Genomic DNA, 26703 nt, shown 5'->3' with positions numbered 1-26703 from the left:
ACAACCGGTTTGCGCCGTTGAGTTCGAGACATATATGACTCCAATGATTTGACCGAAGCCATCTCGAATTGTAGTAACTGTCTGTGGCAGATCAACGTCGAGCCGCTCAGAAGATACACAGGTTCCGACCGGAACGAATCGCTAAGGGAAAACCTATTGACGACAGCGTTGTGTCTTCAGACTGTCGACTAGTCGTGAGAGATCGAAGATGCACTTCGATAGTGCGGTCAACAAATGTATTTGGTGATTTTATGAATTTAGCGGCGGTGTGAGAGATATTGAACCATTTGGTCTAATTAGAACGACGAGGTGTCGGGCTCTAGTAACCGCAACTCTTAGAAGGCGACGATCAGCCTCTTGCGCTTTCGAACCCGGTTTTGGATCGATAAGTGGTCGGCCATGTCGATCCTCAACGATGACCACAGCGTCGTACTCTTTACCTTTGGACTTGTGCATCGTCATCACATGAACCGGAACTTGCTCATTTTGCTGAACATTCACCGATTCCGCGGCCAGGGCGATTCGGACTGCGTCGATCGCGCCAACATAGCCAGTTGTGCCATTCCAGGTGTCCGACAATGCCCATGCGACGGCGTCTGTGGCATTGAGCATGCGTATAAGACGTACTTTGTTAGCCAATTCATCGAGCTCAGCACTACCCTTCAGGCCATTCTTAGCCGTTTGCCAGTCCACAACGCTTCTGCCAGATAGCGGCGGTGGCGTCTTCGCTAGCTCTAGTAGGACCTTGGCTGTTTTGGAGGCCACCTTCTTGCCGGCGCGGACAGCCTTGACGGACCGTTCAATCGTGTTGATCTTTGACCGGGCACCGGCCGTGCCGAGCCCGAGCTTGACGCGATAGTAGTCAGCGATGCAGCTGAGAGTACTGGTAACCGCATCCTGAGCCGAGAGAGTAGGCCATTCCAAGATACTTGCGACGACGAGTGCGGAAGCTGCTGCGAGTTCGGGATCCCAGTACAGAATGTGATCGATAGGGACAAGTGCCTCACGATTAAACTCTTGTTGTGTTGTGAGATTTTCCGAAATTCGACTCGCGAACGTGTTGACACGCGTAAGAATGGCGATTGTCGGTGGGTTTTCCAGATGCGGTGAAAGCAATCCGATCGCCTTCTGCGTGGCGAGGTGCGTCAACCCTTCCGGGCTTTCATAGCGGTACCAAAGGAACTTGACGTCGGTCGGTGCCTCAGTCGGGGTATTGCGTAGAATCGCGTTCGCGTATTCGAGGATCCCGGACGCAGGACTTCGATGATTGTCGGACGATAGATCAAAGGTTGTTGGCTGAAGAATGCTTTTGGCAACTTCTAGACGATGCTCGTCGACACCATCGAGATGATCGAAAATGCGTTGGTCGGGGTCGGCTAGGCAGACGATCGTACTCATCGCGCTAAGCGCTCGCACGACTCGCCACTGATCAGTATTTGTATCCTGGAACTCGTCGACCACGATGATGGGATACCGCCGACTATATAGGGCGCGCAGATCGTTACTGCGTTCAAGGAGATCGGCAAGAGTGGGTGCTAGGGTATCGAAGACGTAGAGGGACTCCTCGGTGGCGAGACGTCGTTTCTCTGTCCTCCAATCAACATCATCGCCTTTGAAGTCTGCCCGAATGATCGCTTCACGTTCGGGTGTGATGAAGCGTGCTGGTTCGCCTGTGAGTAGTCGTCCGTGACTGCGAACAAGGTTAAGAAAAAAGGCATGAAAAGTTCTAACTTCAATTGCGGTTCGCTGTGCGGAACTCAAGGTCGTTTTCATACGATGGGTAACTTGCCGAACTGCAGCGCGCGAGAAGCTTAGAAACAGGATTCGCTGGTCAGGACTGAGAGTCGAGTGATAGCGCGCAGCCTTTAGTAGCGCGATCGTAGTCTTGCCGCAGCCTGGACCACCCTCGATCATAATATGACCACTTGTAGCCAGGATCTCTTCGCGGCGCTCATCGAGCTTGATATCGCTCATGGCGTTGCGATGCCGGGGGACTGATCCTCTTCCGGCCCTGTAAGGGTCTCCGGAGTAGGCTTGTCCATTCCTTCTGACGCAGGGCTCTGAAGACCTCCTCCTCTTGAGTTGTTGGTGCCTTTTGTGCCAATACTTGCCATGTCAGCGTCGATGGCATGTAAAAACTGAACGTACGACGAGGGAAGCTCACTGGCGTTTTTGGCCTCAGCGACGAGCATCGCAGCGTAGCCGTTGTAGGCTCCCTTTCGTTTGACGAGTACGCTTTCCACCAGTGCATCTACCGAAGCTGCATCAGCCCCCGGAGACAGGTAGCCTGCATCGGACGGATAGTCGGGAAGCGCCTCGGCGCGAATTAAAAATGATCGTTTAGGTCTTTCGGGCATCTCCGCAATCAGAAGCTTCTCGATGCTCTTATGGGGAATTTCCAGGTACTCATCGAACTGCTCCGCGTTAGCGACAGCGTTTGTCGGAAACGGGCTATTCGGGGCGTCATGGAGTCCATAGCAACGCTTTCCAAGGGACTTGAACACTGGGGCGAATCCTGGAACTAAACCGTCACTCTTGGCATCGTAAATGCTGACACCTGCGAGATCGAGGTGTGTATACTCAACGCTCGGATCGGCGTCCAAGATATCGGCTACAACGGGGATGACTGAGGCCTCAGTGCCACCCTCGACCACTAGGACTCCTCGTGCCAGGATGGCCTCAGCAAACTGTCGGCGTTCCTCACGAATCTTCTTGGGCTTCATGAGTCCGTCGACGTTAAATTGATCGCTGGTGAGTACGCCGTCGTCGCTACGTGTGAGCATAAGAATATTCTCGGTTGAGAAGCGTTCGATGACATACGGGGAGTGGGAAGTTACTATGGCCTGTCCCATTCGGCTGGTTACAAAGTCCACCAGGCGACGCTGCGAGTGTGGAGGTAATGCAATTTCGGGTTCTTCCATCGCAAATATGACCGATTCGTCGCCTTTCAACTCTGCAATGTAAGTCAGCAGAGCAAAAACGAGAAGATTTAGAGAGCCCGTGCTGAGTCGGTTAAATGGAACGGCGTGCTCGCCCGGAGAAGCAGTAACGAAGACCCGGAGAGTTTCACGGATGGACTCTCTGGTGAGGTCTGAAAGGTGAAGTCCGACCTCGCTACCACCGAGTGCCATGAAACGACTGACACGTTGGCGTACCTCATCTAGGACGACGTCCAGTTTGGACTCGTCGAGCAGATTGAGATCTGTGAGCGACATACGGGCACGTTCCCAGAGCTCGCCGGTCGCCTGGTCTTCGAGGCGGACAATTGTGTCGAGCAATGAACCACGTTGGAAGCTCAGTGCGCGGGTGCCAGTACGGGTTGTGCGGAGGTATAAATAGCCGCAGTAACGTTTGTCTTCGCGGCTGAAGCGGCGTCGGGTCTGACCGAGCAAGTCGGTATCTTCTGAAAGGTCGTCAATAATCGGAGCAGGGTGGGCGAAAAAGGTGTTCCCTTCGAAATCGTCCTCCTCCGGATCGAATCTACCAAGGAACAGTAGAGGAAGACACCAGGGATGCTGATCAGCGTTATCGACAAAATTAACGCTGTGGTCAGCAAAATCTCGGTCGGTCTCGGACCACTTGCGTAGATGATCCCCGAATCGTACTTCGGCAGCGGCATCGAGGTCGACGAGGACTACCTCGATCTCAATCTGAGGTGTATTTTCGGTGTCCGGTTGATACTTGGCACCGAAGAAGTCATATTCGTCAATGATGGGACGGCGCAGCATTCGTTCTGGTCCGAGGACAAGATCCAGAGCCTCACATACTGTGGACTTTCCTACGCTGTTGCCCGCTACCAATAAAGCGTTGCCGTTGAAGTCCACCCGCCCTTCGGATATCCCTCGAAAGTTCTTGATCTGTAATCTGCTGACTCGCATTCGACCCCTCATGATGTGTGGATCTCACCGGCCAGCGGTGTAGATGCCTGGCGGCTTTCGGATTATGGCCTTTAGAGATAATTATGCAGTGACATCCTCGGTCGTAGCACTCAGTCCAATCATCTTTCGTAGTATTTCCTGACAAACGTCATCGAAGATCCAAATGGCACCGTAGGCTTTGGTGAACTGGGTCTGTGCTTAGCTGAGACTTCAAGTGTCAACATAGGCTGCACATAGGTACTGGTCTCAGACGGCGGAACTATTTCACCAGATGTGGTACATGCGCTCAGGTCGCAGCGCTCCTTGAGTCTGACGATTTCTCAGAGTCATAGCGGTTGTTCAATTATGCTGGTCGCAGAAGCGTATCAATCGACGGAAGGGCTGACGGGTGACGATCCTCTACACCATCGGACTGGGCGTCCTCAGCGCGCTGATCGTCGGATTCCTCGTCCGGCGGATGATGCTCACCGGCACCGGAGCCGCCCGCAACACCATCGTCTCCCTCATCATGGGCCTCTCCATCTGGCCCATCACCCTCCAGGCATACAAACTCCTCGGCATCTCCGAATCCGACCAATACCCGAACCTGTCGATGAGCTTCCCCGCCATCATGGTCTTCCTGCTGCTCTTCGCCTGGTTCATCGTCATCCAGATGTTCGTCCTCCTCGCGATCGAACTCATCATGCCCTCGGGCACACTGAGCTCACTCATCCGCAACGCGCCGAAGATCCCCACCTGGTACCGCCGAGTCAACCGCCTGGCCCAGATCCAGAAGATCCTCATCAAATTCGGCCTCTCTCGATACCTCCGACCCCGAATCCCAACACTGCGCGTCTCCCTCCGAGAGATCGCCGCCACCACCCGCGACGCGCTGGCCGCCTCGGGAGTCACGTTCATCAAACTCGGCCAGTTCATCGCCACCCGCGGTGACATGATCCCGCACGAATTCGTCGAGGAGTTCTCCACCCTCCAGGCCGGAGTGAAGCCCGTTCCCTTCGCCGAGGTGAAAGACCAACTTGAGACCGAATGGGGCCGTCCCGTCGCCGAGGTGTTCGCCGAGTTCGACGAGAAACCCTTCGCCGGTGCCTCCGTCGCCCAGGTCCACCGAGCCGTGACATGGGAAGGTCGCGTGGTCGCGGTCAAGGTGCAGCGACCGAAGATCCGCAAACAGGTCCGGGCAGACTGCGACATCGTCCTCACCCTGGCCGACCGTCTCGATCGCACCACCGATTGGGCGAAGAAGATCGGCATCGCGAAACTCGCCCGCAGCTTCGTCGATTCCCTGCAGGGCGAGCTCGACTACCGTGGGGAGCTCGCCCAGATCGAGGCTCTCCGTCTCGCCGATGAGACCGGCCGGTCGACGACGCAGACCGATTCCGTCGTCCTTATTCCGCACGTGTACAAGGAGCTGTCCGGCGAGTTCGTCATCGTCATGGACCTCGTCGAGGGTTCCCCGCTGTCCCACGGCGCCGAGGTGGTCGACAACCTTTCCGAAATCGCGCGCAGAGAGATCGCCCAGAACCTCTTCCTCATGGTCGTCCGCCAGGTGCTCGGAAAAGGAATCTTCCACGCCGACCTCCACCCCGGAAACATCGTCGTTTCGAGCGCAGGCCGTGCCGGCCTCGTCGACTTCGGTGCCGTCGGTCGCATCGATAAACGCGACCGCAGGGCAATTGCCTTACTGCTCATGGCTTTCGACTCGCAGAACTCGCAAGCGGCAACCGCCGCAATCCTCGAGCTGCTCGGCACACCGAGCGAGGTGAACCTGCGGGAGCTGCAACGCGAGATCGGGCAGATCATGCTCAAGTACGGAGACGGCGCTCCGGGGTCGACTTCGGCGGCGCTCTTTGGCGAGCTCATCGATTTCGTTGTCGATTTCGGGTTCCCTATGCCGGCCTCGGTGGCGACGGCATTCCGTGCCATCAGCACCCTTGAAGGATCGATCACGCGGCTCGTGCCCGAACTCAACCTGCTAGCGCTGGTGACTCAGAACGGGAAAACGCTGCTGCGCGAGGTCGGGGGTCTGGGAGTCGACCGACACGAGATGACGCTTTACGCAGCGGCGACCGCACCACAGATCGCAGAACTGCCCGGGCAGATCTCCCGCATCGCCGGCCACCTGCAGGACGGCACGCTCGACGTTGGCACGAGCGGCTTGAACATATCCACCATTAAGAATCTGCTTGTCTCGACCGTCGAGCAGTTCATTCAGGTGATCGTCTCGACTGCGCTCATCCTCGGCGGAGTGATCCTCATGGCCGCGGACTTCGGGCCGGCGCTGGCTCCTGAGCTCAAACTCTTCACGTACTTCGGCGCCTGGATGTTACTTGCTGGTAGTGTGATTGCGGCGTTGGTGCTTGCACCAGCGCTCAGGCAGAGGATGACATGGGAAGGGCTCGGGTAGGCCAAGTGACGGAGCCAGTGGAGGCGACGCGAATCAGCGATACCGCACTCATCTTCGAAGGCGGTGGGATGCGAGCTTCACTCACCAGCGCCATGGCCGTTGTCTTGCTCAACGAAGGTCTGTCGTTCGATTGGGTCGCTGGCATCAGTGCCGGAGCGTCCACCGCAGTGAACTACCTGTCCGAGGACAAATGGAGAGTGCGTCGATCGTTCGTTGAGTTCGCCAAGGAAGAAGAATTCGGCGGGTGGCGCTACTTCGCTCGCGGCAAAGGCATGTTCCACGGCGAGTACATCTACCAGCGAGCAGGTGCACCCGACGAAGCACTGCCATTCGACTGGGATACCTACGAGGCAAGCACCGGCGACATGCGGGTCATCGCGTTCGATGCCGAGACCGGTGACGAGGCGGTGTGGTCGAAGAAGGACACCCCGAACATCGACGATCTGATGATCCGGGTGCAGGCGTCATCGACGATGCCGATTGTTATGCCACCAGTACATCTTGATGGGCGCGTGTACGTCGATGGTGCGATGGGGGAGGACGGCGGAATCGCGTTGAGCCAGGCTCAGCGCGAGGGCTTCGAGAAGTTCGTCATCGTGCTCACGCAGGAACGTGGTTACAAGAAAGAACCGCAGAGATTCCCTGCAGTCTTTCGCGGCATCTTCAGAAAGCATCCGGCCTTAGCCGATGCGCTGCTGACTCGTTGGAAGCGCTACAACGAGACCCGTGAACGCATCTTCGAACTCGAAGCGGAGGGGAAGGCCCACGTCTTCGCTCCTGAGCGTATGCCAGTCGACAACAGCACTCGTGATCTCTCGCGGCTCGCAGCTGCTCACCGGATGGGACTGTCGCAGTCTCGGCGGGAGCTTCCGGTGATGCGGGAGTTTCTTGGTGTTGGGCTCAGTTAGAAAGCGACCAGGAGGCGGGGCAAGACATCCAATATAATGGGCCAATCGGGGAACAGCTGCTTCCGGACGAGTTTTTGCTGGTGTTGATTTAGTGAGCGGCAGGCCTGGCCCGGTGTCGGCGGATGCGAATTTGACTGAGACTCGACTTGGGTGACAGCTCATGGGAATTGTTGTCTGACATGTTGACAGAATACGAATGGGCCTGTGCTCTGACCTCTATCATTGGGAGACAACAGTGGTGGAGACCGAAAGTGAGCAATGATGGCAATATCGGATTGGTTCAAGACGCCAGAATCTGATGAAACTGACCTGTTCAGGCGGTCTCGCCCAACCAAGGCGCAACGAGAAGCGATTCATAGCTACCTGGAGATCCCAGTCTTTCCTTGGGACACCTCAATCTGTGCCCTGATCGATCAGCACAACCAGTTTGTAATGGCGTTCCCCGACGCCGGCTCAAAAGAGCGTAAAGCCGAAAGCTTTATGTTTGACATCCAAACTACTCTTAATTTAATTGCATACGTGGATGACCTCGATCCACTCAGCGGTGCACTTTTAGCTAGGCCGTTGGCGTTTGTCGAGCCCACCGTAGATAATTCCCAGTTTTCAGATGTGGAATCGGATCTCCTTCAGAAGTACGAAGCCAATTCGATAGTGAGCTGGCCGACCTTGTTGCTGGAGGGACACATTAAAGCGCCAAGCGGTCCCGGCCAGTTGCCGCAGTTTCGTCCGTCTGGATCCACCACGCATTATCAGGTGGTCAGCGATTGTTTGATTACCTTTGGTACGCGAGTAGTTGCGCTAGTAGTGGCGCTGGTAACCGAAGGGCGCCGGGGGCCTGAAATTATGCTGGATATACTGAACACTAATGATTGCACTGACTATAATTCAGCGACTTACCGGAAGCTCCCTGGTGCATCTTTGGCGGAGTCCATCCATTTCTTTAACCAATTAGATAGGGCATTTTGCAATTTGCGAATCCCTGGGGTGAGCTATGAATCCTGGGTAGAACTTGAGCAGGACTATGATTATTTAATTAGGAGAAGTAGCCTGATCGGCGATTCTCACTTACGCGAGTGGCAAGACAGAGACGCCAGGTTTGAAGAGATTTTGAATGCTGCGATACCAGGCACGAGAATGCCTGGTAGTCGTCAGATATTTGAACCAATGCAAATAGATGGCGGTGCGGATGTTGGTAGTTCGCTGAGGCTTCCGTCGCCACGATTGATTAAGACTCCTCGCGATGCCGAAATTTATGCAGCAGAAGTTATGGAAGCAACTGGGTTCACGAACGTCGTCCCCACTGGCTTGGGAGCTGACGGCGGGATCGACGTTGAGTCAACGGAAGCAATTGCGCAGGTCAAGCTTGAGGGGAGGCGATCATCTCGCGAGCAGCTTCAACGGCTTTATGGCATAGCAGCGCATCGTGATGTGTTGGCATTATTTTTCTCGCTGGGAGGGTACTCGGCTCAAGCGATCCAGTGGGCCGAAGAGACAGGCATGCACCTCTTCGAGTTCGAGTTTGACGGGACCGTGATTCCTAGATCTTCGCTGGCCAAACAGCTCTTCAGGATGAGTTGATTAGTGCGTGCGTCTCTTAATTCAGAGGTGGGGATGAGCCGTTCGATTTAATTGCTTGTAGCGTTATATGCTTGGTGGTCTGAATTAGGTTCAAGTAGCTTCGTCGGAATGCAAGCGCCCGGCGTAGGGCTACTTGAACCCCAACTTCACCGATATCTCCCGTGCAGCAGACTTCATCACCGGAACCAGCGCCTGCATCCGATCTTTCGGCATGAACGGACGCGTTGCCGACAGCGAGATGCCTGCGACGATCTCCCCGCTGCCGTCCCGGATTGGTGCAGCCACGCACCGAATGCCTGGTTCATTCTCTTCCAGGTCGAACGATGCACCATCGCGCGTATAGCCGTGCATACGTTTGACGAACGATTCCATCGCCGCTGACTCTGCCTCAGGATTCTCCGCAGTAAACAGCCGCTCCCACCTATCGTCTTGCCCCAGCAGCAGCGCCTTCCCGACTCCCGTGCGTGTCATTGGCATCCGGTGTCCGATGCGTGATCGCATCTCCGCCCCGCGCGTGCCCGGAATCTTGTGGAGGTAGAGCACCGACTCCCCATCTTCGACCGAGAGATGAATGGTGTCCTGCGTCCGTTCGGCCAGTGCCTCCAGATTCTCCCTGGCGACCACCGGCAGTGGGTCCTGGTTGAGCGCGGTGAAGCCAAACTCGATGAGAGTGGGTCCCAGCCGAAATTCCCCAGGCGACCCATGACGCAGATAGCCCATCTGCACCAACAGCTGAATCATGCGGTGCGCACTCGACCTGCCGAGACCCGTCGTATCGACTACGGCTTTCAAAGTCGTCGAGCCATGTGCCACGGCGCTGATGACCTGCAGTCCTCTCGCCAGGGTCTGCGTGCCCTGGGGGATGGGTTCACTCGAACGTGTGGCAAGGTTCTCGGTCATTCCACCAGTATGTCACTAATCCCACATATAGGGACACCGGTGGCACAAGGTGGAACGACTCCCCCATAGTGACTTCTATGGCACAACTGGCACCACCCGAGGCCCCGCAGATGATCGGCCTCGACTGGGGGACAAGCTCACTGCGAGCGTTCCTCATCGGCAACGGCGGAGAAATCCTCGCCGAACGCAACGGACCGGACGGGATCATGGCCGTCGGCCCGGACTCCACCGACCCGCGCAGCGACTTCTCCCGCATCGCGCAATCCACGATCGGTGACTGGCTCGCAGACTTCGGTCAACTCCCGGTCCTGGCCAGCGGCATGATCGGTTCAACCCAAGGAATCGCCAAGGCGGGCTACCTGGAACTGCCGACCGATTTGGGAGACCTCGGCAAGCACCTCACAACGGTCGAACTCGACACAGGCGACCTCCGCATCGTCCCCGGCTTGCAGAAGACCGCGAGCGAGGCCAGCGCCCCGGATGTCATCCGCGGTGAAGAGACCCAGCTGCTCGGACTGCTCACTCCCGAATGCACAGAACAGCGGACGGTGGTCCTTCCTGGGACTCACACCAAGTGGGTGACCAGCGAAGGAACTCGCGTCACCGACTTCTCCACCTCGATGAGCGGAGAAATCTTCGGCTTGTTGAGCACCTCGTCGATCCTCGCCCGCCTGGCCGAACCCACCGATGACTTCCACCACGAAGTCTTCGACTCGGGAGTGCAGGTCGGTTCTGACGACCCCGCCGCCCTCACTTCGTCGCTCTTCTCCGCTCGTACCTGGGCCCTCGACGGGCGCCTGCTCGCCGATGAGGTCAATGACTACCTATCAGGAATGCTCATCGGGGCCGAGGTGGCCAGCCAGCTGACACTGAACACCGAATCTTCCGCACAGGTCATCGTTTGCGGATCGACGAACCTCACCCAACGCTACTCACGCGCACTCAACCGACTGGGCCGGGAAACTGTCGTCGCGGATCCACGCGCGGCCGCCACCGGACTCTTCCGCATCGCTGAACTCTCCGGCCTCGTGCCGATTAAGGAGAACTCCCATGCCTGACTCAGTTCCCGCCGGCCTCATCGCCATCCTCCGCGGGGTCCGCTCCGACGAAGTCCTCGACATCGCCGAAGGCATCGTCGACGCAGGTTTCTCCGCCATCGAGGTGCCACTCAACTCGCCCGACCCACTCGCCTCGATTACAGCGCTGGTCGAGAAGTTCGGAGACACACTGGAGATCGGCGCCGGCACGGTGCTCACCGCCGACCAGGTCCACGAGTGCCAACAGGCCGGGGCCCGCATCATCGTCGCCCCCGACACCGATCGCGACGTCATCACGACCGCACTCGAGCTTGGACTCACCCCATACCCAGGTGCAGCGACCCCGACCGAAGCGTTCGCCGGAGTCAAAGCCGGCGCTACGAACGTCAAGCTCTTCCCATCCTCGGCGGTGGGGATCATCGGAATGAAAGCTTGGCGCGAAGTTCTTCCCAGCGGCACCGAACTCTTCCCCGTCGGGGGAGTCGGTGCCGACAACGCAGCCGACTGGCGAAAGGCTGGCGCAGCCGGCCTCGGCCTTGGTTCTTCCCTCTATCGCCGAGGCGACCGCCCCGACGACGTCCGCACCCGGGCCCAGGCGATCGCCTCGGCGTGGGCTCAATCCTTCTGACATCAACGACGATCACCGAACGAAAGGCAAGAACAATGAAGATCACGTCGATGACGACGTTTACCGTGCCGCCGAGGTGGCTCTTCCTCAAGATCGAAACCGACGAGGGGATCGTCGGTTGGGGTGAGCCGATCATCGAGGGCAAGGCCGCCACCGTGGCCGCCGCCGTCGATGAGCTATCCGACCTGCTCATCGGTAAGGACCCCGCGAACATCGAAGACTTGTGGACGATCATGTACCGCGGTGGCTTCTACCGTGGCGGGCCGATTCTCATGAGTGCGATTTCCGGCATCGATCAGGCGCTGTGGGACATCAAGGGTAAAGTGCTTGGCCAGCCGGTTCATCAGTTGCTCGGCGGAAAGGTCCGCGATCGGATCCGCACCTATTCGTGGATCGGCGGTGACCGTCCCGGCGATACGGCGGCGGCTGCACTCGAGACGAAGAACCGCGGCTTCACTGCCGTGAAGATGAACGCGACCGAGGAGCTGCAGTTCATCGATTCCTACACCAAGGTCGACCGGGTCATCCAAAATGTCCAGGCGGTCCGTGAGGCCACGGGTGCTGACTTCGGCATCGGCATCGATTTCCACGGTCGCGTGCACAAACCGATGGCGAAGGTCCTCATCAAAGAGCTCGAACCGTACCGGCTTCTCTTCATCGAAGAACCAGTGCTGTCCGAGCACTTCGGATCACTGCGCGACGTCATGGCGAATACACCGACGCCGATCGCTCTGGGGGAGCGGCTGTTCTCACGGTGGGACTTCCGGGAGGTGATTGCGTCCGGTGCCGTGGACATCATCCAGCCTGATGTCTCCCACGCTGGTGGCATAACCGAGACGCGGAAGATTGCGATGATGGCCGAGGCCTACGATGTCGCGCTTGCCTTGCATTGCCCGTTGGGGCCGATCGCGCTCGCCGCCTGCCTGCAGGTCGACGCCGGCAGCTACAACGCGTTCATCCAGGAACAGAGCCTGGGCATCCACTACAACACGAGCAACGACCTGCTCGACTATGTCACTGACGCCTCCGTGTTCAACTACGAGAACGGCATGATCGCGATCCCATCCGGGCCGGGTCTGGGCATCGAGGTCAATGAGGACTACGTCATCGAACGCGCGGCCGAAGGACACCGGTGGCGCAATCCGATCTGGCGTCACACCGACGGCTCGTTCGCGGAATGGTGAGGAGAGACGAATGACGAAGCTCGACAACCTCACGGTCACCAAACCGACCCGAATCCGCTACATCATCGCGGTTCTGCTCTTCGTTACCGTCGTCATCAACTACATGGACCGGGCAAACCTGTCCATTGCGATGCCGGCACTGTCTCAGGAATTCGATCTCACCACGGGCCAGCAGGGTCTGCTGCTCTCGGCATTCGGATGGACCTACGCTGCGATGCAGCTGCCCGGTGGGTGGCTCGTCGACCGAGTCCGACCGCGAGTCCTCTACGCCTCCTGCCTCGTGCTGTGGTCGCTGGCCACTTTGTTCATGGGAATGTCCGGCGGCTTCATCGCGCTCATCATCCTGCGACTCATGGTCGGCGGGTTCGAAGCACCCGCCTACCCCATCAACAACAAGGTCGCGACCGCATGGTTCCCAGAGCGTGAACGCGGCCGCGTCATCGCTTTCTACACGTCCGGTCAGTTCATCGGGCTCGCGCTGCTGACCCCGGTGTTGTCGTGGCTGCAGACAGTGCTGACTTGGCATTGGGTGTTCATCCTCACCGGTGTCGTCGGCATCATTTGGGCCGGGATCTGGTGGTTCGTCTACCGGGAGCCCCGCGACAAGGCTGGCGTCAACCAGGCCGAAATCGACCTCATCGCTTCGGGCGGTGGACTCGTTGACGTCGAAACCGGCGTGAAGAAGGAAGCGAAACCGAAGCTCAAATGGTCCGACGTCAAGGTCGTGTTGACAAGGCGGAAGCTGTGGGGCATCTACCTCGGCCAGTTCTGTCTGACGTCGACGCTGTGGTTCTTCCTTACTTGGTTCCCGACTTACCTCGTCGACTATCGCGGTATGGACTACATCGAGTCGGGTTTCATGGCATCGTTGCCGTTTATTGCGGCTCTGGTCGGTGTTCTGCTCTCCGGCGCGGTCTCTGACCTCATGGTCAAGCGGGGACTGTCGCTGGGGATGGCTCGGAAGCTGCCGATCATCATCGGCCTGGCGATGACCGTGTTCATGCTCGGCGCGAACTACACGGATTCCTCGGCGTGGGTCATCGTGTTCATGTCGATCGCGTTCTTCGGCAACGGCTTCGCTTCGATCACGTGGTCGCTAGTCTCTTCTCTGGCACCTGAGCGACTCTTGGGCCTGACCGGAGGCATGTTCAACTTCATCGGCAACCTCGCGTCGATCGCCACCCCGATCGTCATAGGCTTCCTCGTCACCGACATCGACTTCGCTCCGGCGTTCGTCTACATGGCTGCAGTCACGATCGTCGGCGTGCTGTCGTACGTGTTCCTCGTTGGGAAAGTTGAGCGCGTAGAGGAGTGAGGTATGAGTGATCAACGGGGTGGGCCAGCTAGTTTTATCTGGGCTGATCCACCCCGTTGTTCTGTGCCGGACTCAATCAGATCATGCTGTTGAACCGTTCGAATTTCCTGTCGGGTATCTTGGGAAAATGGAGACATTCAAACGGACGCCGATGCAGTTGTTCAACCTTCCTCAGCACTTCATCATTCCTTTGTTCCAACGGCCGTATGTCTGGCAGGAAACAGAACAGTGGGAACCGTTGTGGAACGACATCCGACGCGTTGCAGAGATCCGAATCGCGGAGCCGCACCGCGAGGCCACGCACTTCTTTGGCGCAGTAGTCCTCCAGGCCCAAGAGGTGCAGAGCCGGAGGCTGATTGCCTGGAACGTCATCGACGGCCAACAAAGGCTGACCACATTGCAGATTATGGCTGATGCAGTCTGCGCGTTGCTCGAGAACGCTGATGAACTGAGATTGGCGGGACAGCTGGATGACTTGACACATAATTCAGAACGTTATGTTGAGGCGGGCACAAGCCGACTCAAATTGCAGCATCTAAACAAGGACGGACTGCCGTTTAGCGAAGTCATGACCGCGGAACCGCCAGTTGACTATTCAGCCCTGCAGAACCAAGACTCCCAAATCGTTGCCGCCCATCGGTACTTCACCACAGTCATAGAGCGGTGGCTCGGGGAACCAGAGTCCCGTGGTTTTCAAGACAGGGCTGAAGAGCTGACCAGCGTCTTGTTAGACGGGCTGCAATTTGTGTCCATCGAATTAGATGCTGCAGAAAACTCTCAAGAGATCTTCGAAACGCTGAATGCTCGCGGCACGCCACTGACTGCGGCAGACCTGATCAGGAACTTCGTATTTCAGCGACTTGATCAAGAAGGCGCAGACACAAAGCGCGCTTATCACGAGGACTGGCCTTTTGAATCTAAGTTCTGGATGAAGCAGGTCAGCGTCGGTAGGAATTTGGTCAGCCGCAGTTCGCTCTTTCTCAATCAGTGGCTAGTGGCGGCTACTGGAGAGGACATCGGTCCGCAATCCACCTTCTCTCGATTCAAGTCTTGGGTCGAGCAGGAGTCCGGCAGAGTGATGCAGGACCTCTTGGCGGACATCAAGGCTCAGGCAGTTCAATACGAGGACTGGACGTTGCATGCGAAGAGCGAAGGCGGGAGTCTCCGACCGGCGTCAATGGCTTTCTACCGAATGGACGCAAGCGGAGTCGAAGCCTTGAAACCCCTGGTCATCTGGTTGCACGCTCCAGGCCGAACTCTGTCTGACGAGGAACTTGGCCGAATTGTTCAAGCGGCAGAAAGCTGGTTGTATCGCCGGCAGATTCTTCGGCTGTCGAACAGTGACCTTGGACGCATCGTCGCTGATATTATCGCCGCCAATGAGGATGCTCCGGACGAGGATCTGCACGATCGAATCATTGGCCACCTGACTCGCCTCAACGTTACAAGTACTTACTGGCCGGGTGATGACGAAGTGCGAAACAGTTTGAGTACAGAATCCGCGTACACAAGATTCCCTCGTCGCCGGCTCAGGATGTTCCTTGAAGCCGCTGAAGATCGGCTCCGGCAAGAGACAAGACAACCGCAGATTGAGAGAAAGAACTACCCGATCGAACACATTCTTCCCCGAGCTTGGCAGGAAAATTGGCCGGTGGAGTCAGCTGAAGACGAGGAAGAACGGCAGGTAAGAGTCCATCGTCTGGGCAACCTGACTCTGCTCACACAGTCGCTCAACTCGAAAGTGTCAAACGGGCCGTGGTCTGCAAAGCGTGCAGCGTTGCTGAACCACAACACCATCAGCCTGACGGGAAGAGTGGTCAGCAGGACTGAAGGTCATGACTGGGACGAAGCGTTGATCGATCAGAGGACAGAAGAGTTGATCGATATCCTACTTGCAGTGTGGCCAGTTCCGGAGGGCCACCTGGGGCAAGTGGTTGACCCGCAGACAAAGGCAGGGGACTGGATCGAACTAAAGCACCTCATAGAGGCGGGCAACCTGAAACCAGGCGAGGTACTTACAGCTACTCACCGTGATTTTCGCGGCAAGAACGCAACGTTGACGTCAGACGGGTCGATCGAGCTTGATGGAAAGAAGTTTGGCACTCCGTCGGCTGCCGGATATGCGCTGCGGAAGAAGGCCACTAACGGGTGGTATTTCTGGGCGGTGAGTGACGGGCGCAGGCTGATGGATGTACGTGCCGAGTTCCAGAATTTGGCTCCACTCGAGGCGGCGGACTGAGAACATTCTCTGGGCCTCTCTAGTGACCCCTACTGTTGTGAACGTCAACAGCTTGCAAGCGCTTATGGCGCAGGCTCAGGCGAAACCTGCGAACGTGCTTGTGCCCAAACTCCGAGGTTGGCTCTGATCAATGCGACCGAATTATTGACTATTTGACGAATGCGTTCGCGAGTCACATCGAACTTTTTGCCGATCTCTTCAAGCGTTTGAGGTTCGCCGTCAATCCATCCAAAGCGGCATCTGACGACTTCAGCGTCTCGTTCGGATAATAGCCCGAGCAAGGCATTTACCATGGTGGTGTGTTCTTTCGCTAAGACGGAGTGCTCAGGATCAACAGTGAATACCTTGGGGTCGGCAATGCGGTCGTCGAATGACTGCAGGCTCTCGGCATAGTGTCCGTCCCACTGGAGGTCGAGGTATGCATCCAGTGATGCTGGCTGCATCCGCAGAGCTGCTTCGGCCTTGGAGTGATCGTGCGTGCAAGCGGCCCGTGATTCTTCATCTTTCATGCAGTTCCAGAAATCCGGGAACTTTTCGACAACGTGGATAGGAATGCGGATCGTGTTGGCGAAGTCTCCAATCCCTCGGTCAATGCCTTGCCGAATCCACCACGTTGCGTATGTCGAGAATTTTGTGCCTTGCGAATAGTCGAATTTCTGTGCTGCTCTGACTAGACCGAGATTGCCTTCTTGAATCAGATCCAGCAACGAGAGCTTGCGACCGGCGTATCGCTTTGCGATCGAAACCACTAATCTCAGATTTGAAGAGACCATCTGGTCAAGTGCTGCCCGCCCATCCGTTCGAACCCATTCGAGGTCATGACGTTCTCGTCGCGTTGAATACCGGCCGAGCCCCAGGAGGTAATCGGCGTACATGCCCGCCTCGATTCGCTGTGCAACCTCAACCTCTTCTTCTGCACTTAGTAAAGGGAACTGGCTGATCTGCTTCAGGTAGAGGCCAACGAGGTCGTCGGGATCGGGTACTTTGCGAAGCACCTCGGGCAGTTCACCCTCGTCATCCACTTCCTTGAGAAGGACAAACGGCTGTGGGATGACGTTGGGCGTTTCAGGCGCATTGACTGAGTTTGGTTCTCCGACAGTGGGCGGAGAATCATCGACGCTCACCGCAGTCTCCCACGTAGAGGCTTCGCCCTCCGTCTCTTCAGTTCTGGGGAGCGAAGGGCCGAGAGCGTCCCGCATATCTGGCGCGGGAGCCCGCAGGAACTTCCTCAGCTCGCGGATCTGCGTTTCATTGAAGTCCGCGACTCGTCGTGCAGAAGGAACGACTGCTCCGAATTGCTGGTCACGATTAGGAGTTTCGTCCTCAATAGTGTTGATGGCATAGAGGACGACGAACCGCCCGTGACGTCCATCAGCCTTACGACGAATTATTCGCCCGAGACGCTGAATCGTCTGTCGGGGCTGCTTACTGCCGGAGAGTACGACAGCCAGGTCCGAATCGGGGACGTCGATGCCTTCGTCGAGAATGCGTGGAGCACAAAGCACCTTTGCCAAACCATTGGCGAACAGCTGCATCGCTCCGCGCCGCTCGTGCGGCTTCGAGCTCGAAGAGACTGACTTGGTCTCGATACGTGAGCGCTGTAGCAAGCGAGCCGCCTGAGTCGACGAATCTACAGTCTGTGAAAACACCAAAGTCCCTCGTGACTCAGCGATGACGGGCGCAATGCCCTCAAGCACCTTCATCTTGTTCTTGGCGTTGGTGAGCACCTGCTGCCGCTTCACGACCGCTTCCAGATACTTCCGCGCCATGAACACGACGGGGGAGGGATCATTCTTGCGTTTGGCCAGAGACTGGATTGTCAGCATGAACTGATCGAAGGAAACGTCCTGAAGATTCAACTTGTTCTTCAAGGACATTCCGAACTTGCTGATGGCAGAACTTGCCGTCTGGTAGTCGCCGCGCTCCGAGTTGGTCAATGAAACCCCGACGAACGCAATGTCGAACTCTGCGATGACGCCGTCCAACAGTGCGCGGTCGTACCACATTTGGAAAACGACCACGCCGAAATAGGGATCGAGCACTTTTGTATTCGCTTTGTCTGGCCTTTGGTAGGTCGCAGTCAGGCCAAGGCGGTAGCGGAAGTCAGATTGCAAGGCTTTCGAAAATGACTGCGCCGCATAACGGTGGCATTCGTCGGCGATGAGCAGACCTTTGGAATGCTCTTTCAGCAGATCGCCTCGAGTAGCCGAATTGATGATGGCCACGAGAATGTCGCACGAGCTGAGAGAGTCTTTCCGCCCATTCCCAAGCGTCCCAACATCAGCCTGGGGAAGCGTCTCCATCAGCCGTTGCTGCCATTGCGTCTGAAGTTCGGCGGTCGGTACAAGGACCAACACTTTGATCCCTTGTCGGAATGCTTCGAACGCTGCCGTGATACCAATCATCGTCTTGCCGGCACCGGTCACAGCTTCGACTACGCCTCGACATCGTGACTGGTGCCAAGCATCAAGTGCTTCGGCCTGCCACGACCAGAGGTGAGGGTTGACCTCGATGCTTGGTCGAGACGCAACGATGTTAACGAAATGATCAAATTTCTCCGGTGATCGATCGGAGCTATAGACCGGTTCGGCCGCGCTGCCGAGATCAGCGGCAGTGGCCAGGGCGGAACTCGGATCATCGATGATGTGGGCCTGGCTGATCAGCGTTCGAACAGGTGGCTGCGTAACAGAACGAACATTCATCGTTGGCTCCTTTTCTGAGTGCTGTGAAACCACAGTAGATGTCGCCACTGACACGAGTGTTCCATCTTGCCCAAACCGTACTATGCCGGAAGTCAGAGAACCTCTGGAGGGCATTTGGAGAAACGGTCATTTCAGAATAATCTCTGCTTAGTTGCTCTGGGAAGGACCGGCATGCGCATTGTTTTCGGATGGAACCTTGACCGCGCTCCGTGGACGACAGATGACACCGGTACCACCGTGGTCACTGGTCCACTTGGCATGCTCGGAATTCTGCAGACCCGACTGGGGACGCCCCGTCCCACCGTCGACCGATCTATCCGAATCGCACAGTATCGGGCGTTGCTGGAGCGCGCCGATCACCCCTGGTATCGGCAGTCCTTCCTCAGCGACCCCTGGCAAACAGCTCAGCACTTACTTGCGTTGCGCGACGACGCTATCGAAGCCGGATGGGATCCGAACCTCGATGATGTGGACTATTCCGCTCATCCACGACTCGAAGCCTTGTCCAAGGTAGAAGGGTCTGTCGTGCTCGGGCCCTCGCATGACACTGACGCGACGTTGGCAGCGGGCCGCGCCGACGATCTTCGCGAAGTTCTCGAAATTCTCCGACTTCACGGTGCCGAATGGCCGCTAGGCATCTCGTCTCTCGAGCTCCGCGATCAGCGGGACGCGCTTCCACGGGTGTGGCAGGACATCTTCAATGCGGCAGAGTCCGCCGGAATCGCTGTGACCGAATCGGTGACGAACTCGTCAACCCCAGATCTCGCCATTGTTCGTGGACGAGACGAATGGTCGACCGCCGAAGCGGCCGCACGCTATCTCGCTCACTTGCCCAACCGTGATCGCCTTTGCATCATCGCGGGAGATTCGACTTCGGTGCTAGACCCGCAGCTGGCACGACGAGAGACACCCACTCTCGGCATCCCCAGTTCGAACTCGACTTCACCGTCTGCTCAAGTCCTCCCGGTATTCCTCAGCGCAGTGTTGTTCCCGACCGACATACGTCGGGTCGCGGATTTCCTCCGACTTTCGTTTAGTTCCAATGGCGGGGACTCACACGAGAAGAAGCTTGTCCCACATGCAGTCTCTACGGCTCTGCTCAATGCGCTGGCACAAGAACCAGGTATCTCCGCCGACCACGCGTCTGCCTGGATGACAGCACTGCGAACAATCGAAGATCGGGCACTCAGCTCTCCCGAGACGTCGACCGCTGCCTGGAACACGGCGAAGACACTCGACGAGCTCCTGCGGGTGTCGCCACCCCTCATCCGCGATGACGAGCTCGCCATCAGTTCGCTCACGCCTGCGCTCGACTGGTTGAGCACGCGTCTGCGCCGACTGAGCGCCCATCAACCACCTAAGAGCGAAGGCGCGCCAACAGCAGACACCCAAACAACCACCGACACCTTTATCGTCGAGGCAGCCGGACACCTCGACTCACTCCGCGCTGCCCTCGGCAAGCTCGGAACAGAATCACTGCGCACCCGAGAACTCTTCGACATCGTCGAGTCCTGCGCTCCCACCTCGGCGCAAGCGTCTGTCCCCGCACAGGCCGCCAAGTGGACTGTTGTCGCCGGACCCTCCGAGGTGCCCACCGGAACTGACACGATCATCTGGTGGTCCTCCCGCCGAAGCGACACAGCCGCAGACGAGACCTGGGACCCAGCCGAGGTCGATGCCCTCGGGCACGCGGGAGCCGACATCGCGACTGCGGCCAGTCGTGAACGACTCCGCCAGACAGCTGAGCTCGAAGGACTCCGTACCGCGTCAAACCTAGTGTGTTTCTGCCCCGAGACCCGTCGAGGCGAACCGGTCGCCCTTCACTCGACGCTTTCCAGACTGAGCGAGGTCATCGCAGCAGCCCATCCCGATCGGTTCAGCTCAACCTCGGTGGACTCGGTTCTCAACGATGCGACGGTGACCCGGCCCATCGCAGAACTCTTCGACCGAGAAACGTGGCTTCTGCACGATGTGGCCATTCCGACCTCGACAGTTGCACGCGAACAAAGTACGGCACCGCCATTGGTTTCAAGATCCCTCGAAGGAGGGTTCGCCCACCTCCTGCCGGAAACGTTGTCGTACACACAGATGGACCAGCTGCTCAGCGACCCACAAGAATGGGTTCTGTCGCGAGCCATGGGGCTCAAGCGCGGCTACACCTTCGACGTCCCCACCGACAACCGCATGATCGGGACACTCGTCCACGCTGTCGTCGAACATCTGGTGCGATCTGCAGATGTCATCAACGGGGCAGAAATTTCAGCGGCGAAGATCGCTTCCACGTTCAATCACCTTGTCCCACGGTTCGCCTCAGAGTTGCTCCTGCCAGGGCAGCTCGCCCGAATGAATGCGATCCGCTCGACCGCGGTTTCATCGATCACCCAGCTTTTCACTGCGGCCCACGACCGTGGGTTCACTATCACCGGCGCCGAGGCGGACTTCACCTTCGACTGGACCTTGACCGTAGATGGTGCGCCTCGTTCAATTCAGCTTCGCGGACAGAGGGACCTCGAGGGGGCGTTCGTCGACGGTCGGCCGGTGATCATCGATCTCAAATGGGCGAACTCGGCTAAGCGATACCAGAAACTGATCCACGACGGTGAAGCCGTTCAGCTGAGCGTGTACTCACGAACCACGGAATCCAGCTCCCAAACTCGCCCGCTGACAGCCTATTTCTTGCTCAAGCAGGGCCGGTTCGTATCTGCCGATCCCGCACTCGATCCGCTCTCGTCCGGGGGCGCAGATCCGCTCTATGACGACGGCGACGGACTCGGAGGAGACCCCGCAGGGCTGTGGACGACCATCGAAGAATCGATCGAACACGCACTCTCGAACATCGCTGCCGGACGATTCGACTCTCCGGTCGCTGATATTCACGCAGCGCTCGAGGCCAAGCCGGGAGAAGCCGGCAAAGAGGTCGACAAAGCCGTCACCGAGTTCAAGAAAGAGGAACTGGCTGAGGGACGCCTCTTCGTCAACAAGAGCCAGAGCTTCAGCGACTTCAACCTCATCTACGGCATTGGGGGAGACCAATCATGAGCGTCCACGTCATCACCGCCTCGGCGGGATCAGGCAAGACCTATCGACTGACCGAGGTTCTCTCCGAACGGCTATCGCAGAAGGACTCCGCCGGTGTGCCCCTTCTGCGTGCCAGCGAGGTCATCGCCACGACGTTCACCGTTCGGGCCGCCGCCGACCTCATCGAGAAGACACAGAAGAGACTCCTCGACGATGGGAACATCACCGCAGCCGAGGAAATCGGCACAGCACTTATCGGAACTATCAACTCGATGTCGGGCCGACTCGTCTCCGAATACGCAATCGATGCCGGTTACTCGCCTGAACTGCGCGTGCTCGATGAGAACGAACAGAAAATCATCTTCGCCACCGCTGTCGACGAAGTCGTCGCGAATGCCGAAATCGAACACCGAGATCTCCTCGTCCGAACCGGACACAACGGCAGACCGGAAGACGCAAACCCGTACGGCAGCGGACCGGTCGCCTGGTCGGATCTCGTCACGGACATCGCCGAGGCGGCACGATCGAACCACCTCGGCGAGGCTGAACTGCGCGCTTCTGCGCGGGACTCTGTCGAGCTCTTCCTTTCTGCTCTGCCGTCGAAGCAAGCCGATAACCGTCAGATGTGGAGAGATTGCCTCGCCAGCGACATCGACCTCTTGCGAGAGTCAGTGCACCGTTTCCGGGATGGAGAGGACCTGCCGGACGGTGTGCCGAAAATGACGAGGACGAGTGCGGACAACGTTGAAGGCAGCATCGTCACGCTCGACCATTTCCTCCGGGATCTTGACACTCACGCTGAAGATGCCGATCCATTCGCGCGTACCCCATGGTCGACATGGGTGAGAGTAGCCAAGGCGTCCTACTCAGCCGCGCAGAGTGGGAAGGCACCTGGAGTCGTGCCGAAAACAGTGCTCGAGAGTTCCAGTGCATCACTCGTCAGCGACCAACTGCTGTCCAACAGCGCATTCCACACAGACATTGCCGTTCTGACAGATCTCGTCATCGATACTGCGATTGCGTCTCTCAGCGCCTACGAAGACCATAAGAACCGCCTCGGTGTCATGGACTTCGTTGACCAGGAAGTCCGTGCACTCGACCTGCTTCGATCGAGCGACCGTGTACGAGCCTCTGTGGCCTCCCGATACCGGTTGCTCGCCGTCGACGAATTCCAGGACTCGTCACCGATCCAGTTGGCGATCTTCATGGAGCTCGCCGACCTCGTCGACGAGGTCATCTGGGTGGGGGACCGCAAACAGGCGATCTACGGGTTCCGCGGAGCCGACCCGGAACTGATGAATGATGTCTTCGCCGCGCTGATCTCAGGATCGACAGATCTGGGAACGGCCACTTCGGAGAACCTCGGCGCGTCATGGCGATCAACCGAACCACCTCTCGAACTGTCGAACACACTCTTCAGCTCTGTGTTCTCCGATCAGGACGAGAACGAGGTCGTGTTGCGCATTCCACCACAGCGTGAGCACCTGCGCAATGTCGGCAGCCGTGAACTCTGGGTACCGAACACTGACAAAGGCAAGACTCAACAAGCGAACTCCCGGATGGCCAAAGCCATTGCAGAAGGAGTCGTCGACCTCCTCGGGCGCTCGCCTCAATTGCCCGGAGGAGAGCTGACGAACAGCGATATCGCCATTCTCGTGCCCACCAACTCCCAGGTTGACTCGGTGGTCGCATCGCTGAAGGCACGGGGTATTCGAGCGATTGGGTCGACCACCGATCTGCTGGCCACGAGGGAAGGGCAGTTCGTCGCGTCGGGGCTGGCCGCGGTCGTCGACCGCGATGATGCTGTGGCACTGACTGAACTAGTCACGCTCATTCCTGACCACGGCAGCCACCATTCGTGGTTCGAGGAGACGGCGCGGATCCACGACAAGACCGCCCGGCATCAGCACTACCGGACTTGGTGGAACGACCCCACACTGGCGTCACTTGCCGAGGCCGAGGTCAATGCAGCTCGGTTCTCGGCAGCGGAGCTGGTGTTGGCTGTCATCGATGCTCTCGACCTTCCGCAGCGCATCAAGGCTTGGACGCACCCGGAGACAAGGTTGGCCACGTTGGACGCGTTGTGCCAGATCGCTGCGGAGTACGAGGACTCCACGCAGCAGACACGCTCGCCGATCACTCCTGCGGGACTGCTCCATCACCTCACCGAGGCAGCTGGATCCTATGAGCAGACGACTGCACATGACGCTGTGCTGGTGACGACCATGCACCAATCGAAGGGTTTGCAATGGCCGGTCGTCATCGTTGGAGTCCCAGTCGCTAAAGACTTCGGCCACCGGGAGATCACCGTGGAGAAGGCTCCGGTGTTCGATGCCAGGCAGCCGCTGGCTAACCGGTCGCTGCGGTACCTGCCCGGCGTGATCAAGGACTACGGACCGTTGAAAGATCGCCTCGCCGGCCTGGATTCGGTGCGGAGTGCTGGGACAGCCGAGAAGCGGGAGACTGAACGGCTGCTCTATGTTGCACTGACCCGAGCTGAATGCCATAGCATCGTGGCGTTCGGTGACCCCACGGGCAAGAACAACGTACTCAGCATGTCGGTCGACGAACGCCTCCTCGAATGGGATGTCCCGACGCTGAGTGATGCGTCATCGCCAGCGGTCGAGGAAGCCGGCGTTGTTCGGATCGCTGATCTCCGCTCGAGCCGAGGTGGCGGATCACCTGCGCAACATGAACTGGCGATGCGGATCAGCGCATTCCCGATCGACGGGGCGACAGTCGGTGCGGGGGAGAGCCGAGTCGAACCACGATCGTTCTTGGCTCAAACAGACATCCCACGCCGGGCACCAGCCGCAGGTGTGCCGATTCTGCCTGCGAGATTCACAGCGAGCAGTGTGCCCTCTGAGGGCATCGACGCGGACGTGAGTATCATCGCGTCTCTCGGCGATCCGCTGGTGGCACACGGTGGACAGGAGTGGGATCGCGTCGGGGACGCTATCCACGCCTACCTCGGTCTTCCGCTGGCCTTCCTGCCGGCCGGGGCCAAACAGTCCGCGGCTGATCGAATACTGGCGCGTTGGGATTCCACGAGGATCCTTTCAACGGACTTGCTCATTGAGCTCGGTGACAGGTGGTGCACGTGGATCGAGGAGACGTTCCCCGGCGCCGAGGTGGTTACCGAGTCCCCAATCGCGTGGCGCAATGATGAAGGGCAGGTCATGGAAGGGTGGATTGACGCTCGCATCGTGTTGCCTGGCGGTGAGCACATCCTCGTCGATCACAAGTCGTACCCCGGTACCGACTCGATCGGACACGTTACCAACAACTATCTGGGCCAATTGGCCACCTATTCTCACGCGATTGAGACTGCGCATGGAGCCGCCCCGACACGGGTGCTGATTCACCTCCCGTTGAAATCCGAAGTACTTGAAGTTCGACTGCGGCGCTAGGCGACGCGCTGAGCACTGCCGACAGGCACTTAGAACTCATCGACATTGAAGCCGGAATCCATTCCAAGAGAGGCACTCGTGACAATCAGCGACTATCTGCCGAAAGATCATCGACCGATATACGGCACTGCCGTTCGACCTGAGCAGTTTCAACCCATCGGTACACCGACCGTGCAGGGATGGCGTGTCAGCGCTCGGACCAAGCAGGGTGACCAGGGTGAGTTCACCATTACGCTGGCCAACGACGCCGAGCAGGCGGCCGAACGTGACGAACAATTGCCGGGATCCCAGTTGGCTGCGTGTGACGTGGCGGTCGATGGGCAGCAACGTCCAGTCAAACACCCTTATTCAAAGCGGATCGGTGGACGGGCACCGGTGGCTGATTGGTATGACGCGATCGCGATCGAAGATGCGAAGGGGCGCGAATCCGAGCACAAGTCGCCGTGGTCGGGTCAGGATCTGAAGAGTGCCTTCTCCCGGATGGAACACAACATTGTGGCCTACGGGAGGGACGAGGTGGCGGTCGAGAGCTTCTCGTCGGCGGCTGAGGCGTCGAAGTGGCTAGAGGACGCACTGTCCACGACGCTGGTGAAGGCTGAAGTCTGGCAGGTTCGCAACGCTTTCGAGGCGGAAAAGATCGCCGACCAGACGATGCTTCGCCGGTTCAACGACGATGAGGTCGACGGGTGGGCTCCTATTCCGTTCTCCACCAGCTACATTTCGCAGGACTGGATGGAGCACGCCTTCGGCGACAAGAAGTACAGTCCGTTCGTGCATATCCGGATGTTGGGTGCGCAGCGGGAGCATCTCGAAGCGGATTATGCACTGTCGTGGAATCAGCTGACGGCGGCGGGAGACCTCACTCGGGATGACTCTCCTTTGGTGAGCGGGAGCGATGACTGGCTAGTGATCCGGGTGCTTGACTCGGACGTCGCTCTGCCGTTGCCGTGGCCTGGTGCCAACATCGAAGTTCACCATGATGAGGACGGCGCTCAGGTCGGAATCGACGTGCTGGTCACCGAGGTGCGGGACAGGGCCAGCCGACAACTACGGGCTTGGGAGAGCGAGTGGGGGCGTTTCCTCGACGAAAGGTTCACTCTCACAGATGCCGAGATCGCCGAGGGGATTAATCAAGCGGAAGGCGATCTGCAGGTACTCATCGAGGAGGAAAGATGACATCGGTTGGAACACGCTATGACAGCGGGGTCGGCCTTCCCGAAGTCCACGAAGACGGAGACCGACCGCGTGGGTGCCAGTGGAATCGCAGCGTGTGCGTCGCTTCTCCGACCCACTTCATCGAGTGGGGCACACACGGCGACAACGCCGCCGAACTGACGACCAGCGTCTACTGTGCGCGGCACTACCCCTTGGAACTGTCGTACTACACCGAATTCCATATCCGGAATTGTGATGGACCGGTCTCTGCACATGTCGGTAAATATGGGGAAATTCGATTCTAGTCTCCGTTGTGTTTGAAATAGTGAAATAACCCTAACCATTCC

At 58.1% G+C, this 26703-nt stretch carries 15 protein-coding genes; 11 read left to right on the top strand and 4 right to left on the bottom strand.

Going from position 1 to position 26703, the window contains the following annotated elements; translation table 11 throughout:
- Positions 1–249: 249 nt before the first annotated feature.
- Positions 250–1974, bottom strand: a complete 1725-nt coding sequence (locus tag CV023_RS18570) for a UvrD-helicase domain-containing protein (RefSeq protein WP_230748561.1) — start codon at positions 1972–1974, stop codon at positions 250–252.
- Entirely contained in the window at positions 1971–3878 is a 1908-nt protein-coding gene (locus CV023_RS18565; protein WP_230748560.1) for an ATP-dependent nuclease, read from the bottom strand. The genes CV023_RS18570 and CV023_RS18565 overlap by 4 nt, the downstream gene beginning before the upstream one ends.
- Before the next feature lie 388 nt (positions 3879–4266).
- Here CV023_RS18565 and CV023_RS18560 point away from each other — a divergent pair, with 388 nt between their 5' ends.
- From CV023_RS18560 to CV023_RS18550, 3 genes are all read left to right on the top strand, one after another.
- Entirely contained in the window at positions 4267–6282 is a 2016-nt protein-coding gene (locus CV023_RS18560) for an ABC1 kinase family protein (protein ID WP_230748559.1), read from the top strand.
- The gene (locus CV023_RS18555; protein ID WP_230748558.1) at positions 6264–7190 is read left to right on the top strand and encodes a patatin-like phospholipase family protein; all 927 of its coding nucleotides are present in this window, start codon (positions 6264–6266) and stop codon (positions 7188–7190) included. The genes CV023_RS18560 and CV023_RS18555 overlap by 19 nt, the downstream gene beginning before the upstream one ends.
- 258 nt (positions 7191–7448) lie before the next feature.
- Positions 7449–8768 carry a restriction endonuclease gene (locus tag CV023_RS18550; RefSeq protein WP_230748557.1) on the top strand — a complete coding sequence of 440 codons (1320 nt, stop codon included), beginning with the start codon at positions 7449–7451 and terminating at the stop codon, positions 8766–8768.
- Between the two features lie 129 nt (positions 8769–8897).
- On the opposite strand, the gene CV023_RS18545 is transcribed toward CV023_RS18550, so the two are convergent.
- Positions 8898–9668 (bottom strand): IclR family transcriptional regulator, encoded by a 771-nt coding sequence (locus tag CV023_RS18545; protein ID WP_230748556.1) that lies wholly within the window; start codon positions 9666–9668, stop codon positions 8898–8900.
- Between the two features lie 77 nt (positions 9669–9745).
- On the opposite strand from CV023_RS18545, the gene CV023_RS18540 reads away from it, so the two are divergent.
- The 5 genes from CV023_RS18540 (at position 9746) to CV023_RS18520 (ending at position 16071) form a co-directional block, all read left to right on the top strand.
- The gene (locus CV023_RS18540) at positions 9746–10726 is read left to right on the top strand and encodes a 2-dehydro-3-deoxygalactonokinase (RefSeq protein ID WP_230748555.1); all 981 of its coding nucleotides are present in this window, start codon (positions 9746–9748) and stop codon (positions 10724–10726) included.
- Entirely contained in the window at positions 10719–11333 is a 615-nt protein-coding gene (locus tag CV023_RS18535) for a 2-dehydro-3-deoxy-6-phosphogalactonate aldolase (protein WP_230748554.1), read from the top strand. The genes CV023_RS18540 and CV023_RS18535 overlap by 8 nt, the downstream gene beginning before the upstream one ends.
- 35 nt (positions 11334–11368) lie before the next feature.
- On the top strand, positions 11369–12517 hold the full coding sequence (gene dgoD, locus CV023_RS18530; RefSeq protein ID WP_230748553.1) for a galactonate dehydratase: 1149 nt from the start codon (positions 11369–11371) through the stop codon (positions 12515–12517).
- Between the two features lie 10 nt (positions 12518–12527).
- Positions 12528–13832 carry an MFS transporter gene (locus CV023_RS18525; protein ID WP_230748552.1) on the top strand — a complete coding sequence of 435 codons (1305 nt, stop codon included), beginning with the start codon at positions 12528–12530 and terminating at the stop codon, positions 13830–13832.
- 127 nt (positions 13833–13959) lie between these two features.
- Complete coding sequence (locus tag CV023_RS18520) at positions 13960–16071, top strand: GmrSD restriction endonuclease domain-containing protein (RefSeq protein ID WP_230748551.1); 2112 nt, start codon at positions 13960–13962, stop codon at positions 16069–16071.
- A gap of 62 nt (positions 16072–16133) precedes the next feature.
- Here CV023_RS18520 and CV023_RS18515 read toward each other — a convergent pair whose 3' ends face one another.
- A complete protein-coding gene (locus CV023_RS18515) occupies positions 16134–18773 on the bottom strand; it encodes a sigma-70 family RNA polymerase sigma factor (RefSeq protein ID WP_230748550.1) in 2640 nt (879 codons plus the stop codon).
- A 1152-nt stretch (positions 18774–19925) separates the two neighbouring features.
- On the opposite strand from CV023_RS18515, the gene CV023_RS18510 reads away from it, so the two are divergent.
- From CV023_RS18510 to CV023_RS18500, 3 genes are all read left to right on the top strand, one after another.
- Positions 19926–21812: a PD-(D/E)XK nuclease family protein gene (locus CV023_RS18510; RefSeq protein ID WP_230748549.1), complete on the top strand. Its 1887-nt coding sequence runs from the start codon at positions 19926–19928 to the stop codon at positions 21810–21812.
- Entirely contained in the window at positions 21809–25201 is a 3393-nt protein-coding gene (locus CV023_RS18505) for a UvrD-helicase domain-containing protein (protein ID WP_230748548.1), read from the top strand. The genes CV023_RS18510 and CV023_RS18505 overlap by 4 nt, the downstream gene beginning before the upstream one ends.
- A gap of 78 nt (positions 25202–25279) precedes the next feature.
- Positions 25280–26377, top strand: coding sequence for a hypothetical protein (locus CV023_RS18500; RefSeq protein WP_230748547.1), 1098 nt, complete (start codon positions 25280–25282; stop codon positions 26375–26377).
- Positions 26378–26703: the final 326 nt, after the last annotated feature.

The sequence above is a fragment of the Brevibacterium sp. CCUG 69071 genome, from assembly GCF_021023135.1.
In the GTDB taxonomy this organism is placed as follows: domain Bacteria; phylum Actinomycetota; class Actinomycetes; order Actinomycetales; family Brevibacteriaceae; genus Brevibacterium.
This window is presented reverse-complemented; position numbering and strand designations above follow the sequence as displayed.